At 70.7% G+C, this 1,952-nt stretch carries 2 protein-coding genes; both read left to right on the forward strand.

The features are described from left to right. The first annotated feature begins 2 nt into the window (after nt 1-2). Nucleotides 3-809 (forward strand): SDR family NAD(P)-dependent oxidoreductase, encoded by an 807-nt coding sequence (locus IE226_RS43510; RefSeq protein WP_190087070.1) that lies wholly within the window; start codon nt 3-5, stop codon nt 807-809. Nucleotides 810-1,064: 255 nt separating this feature from the next. Next, on the forward strand, nt 1,065-1,952 hold an 888-nt coding region (locus IE226_RS43515), incomplete at its 3' end, for a sigma-70 family RNA polymerase sigma factor (protein ID WP_229871986.1).

Consider the following 1,952-nt stretch of genomic DNA (forward strand, 5'->3'; position numbering starts at 1 on the left):
GAGTGTGGCTCATTACCGGTGCATCCCGCGGCCTGGGCCGGGCCTTTGCCGAGGCTGCCCTGGCGGGCGGTGACCGGGTGGTGGCGGCTGCCCGCAACGTCGCGCCGCTGGAGGAACTGGCCGGGAAGTATCCCGACCATCTGGTGTCGCTGTCGTTGGATGTCACTGACCGCCGGGCAGTAGTCGCGGGGGTGCAGCGGGCGGCGGACGCGTTCGGCGGGCTGGACGTCGTCGTCAACAACGCCGGCGCCATGCTCTACGGCATGGTGGAGGAAGCCACGGAGGAGCAGATCCGGGCGCATCTGGATGTGAACTTCTTCGGCGCTGTGTGGGTGGCCCAGGCGGTCCTTCCCCATTTGCGCGCCCGGGGCGGGGGACGCCTCCTGCAGGTCACCTCGATGGGCAGCGGCGGCGGCATGGCCACCGTCGGCTTCTACGGCGCGGGCAAGGCCGCGTTGGACTCGGTCAGCGAGGCACTGGCGATGGAGGTCGAGGGCTTCGGCATCAAGGTCACCATCGTGCAGATGGGCGGCTACGACACCGGCCTGTTCACCGCCGGCATGACGACCACCGAACCGCTGGCGCAGTATCAGCCCCTGCGCACCGAGATGGAGGCGATGTGGGGCGATGCGCTCGCCCCGGAGCCTCACACCGCTGCCCCGGTCATCATGGAGCTGGCCGCGCTGCCGGATCCGCCCCGGCGGCTGATCATCGGCAGTCAGTCCTTTGATCACGTGCTGCAGATGGACCGGGACCAAGTCGAGCTGTACCGAACCTGGGAGCAGCTGAGCCGTAACGCCCCCGGCTGACCGAGTTCTGTGCCACGACGCCTTTCTCCCCGTGCCTGCCCCCCGTCCCGCCGGCGGGCGCGGGCTGCATCGGCCTGCACCGCCATGCTCGGCTCCGGGAGCCTCAATGCCGGCTGCGCCCGCCCCGGTTGGCGCCTTTGCTGCCTGGCCGGCCTCGGGTGCGGAAGGGGCGGAGGCCGGCGTGATCACTCCGGTCACCTTTCCGGGGGCCGGCGCGTCAGGGTGGTGATGCCGTCAGCAGGAACAAGGGGTTGTGTGAGCGTGGATGCACGGGAGTCGCTGGCCGTTCGGTTCGAGGAGCATCGGCCTCATCTCAGGGCGGTCGCGTACCGCATGCTCGGTTCGTTGGCCGAGGCGGACGATGCGATCCAGGAGACGTGGTTGCGGCTGGGCGGGCCCGGGGACCGCGGGATCGAGAACCTCGGTGGTTGGCTGACCACGGTGGTGAGCCGGGTCTGTGTGGACATGCTGCGCGCTCGCAAGCGGCGGGGCGAGGAGTCGCTGGATGTCCGGATGCCCGATCCGGTGATCAGCCGGGAGGAGGGGCCGGGCCCCGAGCAGCAGGCGCTGATGGCGGACTCGGTCGGTCTTGCGCTGCTGGTGGTGCTGGAGTCGCTCAGCCCGGCGGAGCGGCTCGCGTTTGTGCTGCACGACATGTTCGGGCTGCCGTTCGAGGAGATCGCGCCGATCGTCGACCGCACGCCGGCCACGGCCAAGAAGCTGGCCAGCCGGGCGCGGCAGCGGGTCCGCGGTGCGACCCCGCCGCCGGATGCGGACCTAGGCGGTCAGCGCCGGGTGGTGGACGCTTTTTTGACCGCGGCGCGCGGTGGCGACTTCGATGCGCTGTTGGCCCTTCTCGACCCGGAGGTGGTGCTGCGCGCGGATGGCGGCGCACCTACCGGCGGCTTGCGGGTCATCCGTGGCGCTGCGGCGGTGGCCGGGCAGTTGGCGACCTTCCAGCGGATGGCTACCGCCGCTGCGACGCGTCCCGTCCTGGTCAACGGCCTGGCCGGGTTGGTCAACACCATCGACGGCCAGCCGTTGTCGGTGATCGGCTTCACCGTTGCCGACGGCAAGATCGCAGCAGTGGACATCCTCTCCGACCCCGACCGCCTGACCCGCCTCGACCTGGCCTCCGCGAGC

Source organism: Streptomyces longisporoflavus, assembly GCF_014649775.1.
In the GTDB taxonomy this organism is placed as follows: domain Bacteria; phylum Actinomycetota; class Actinomycetes; order Streptomycetales; family Streptomycetaceae; genus Streptomyces; species Streptomyces longisporoflavus.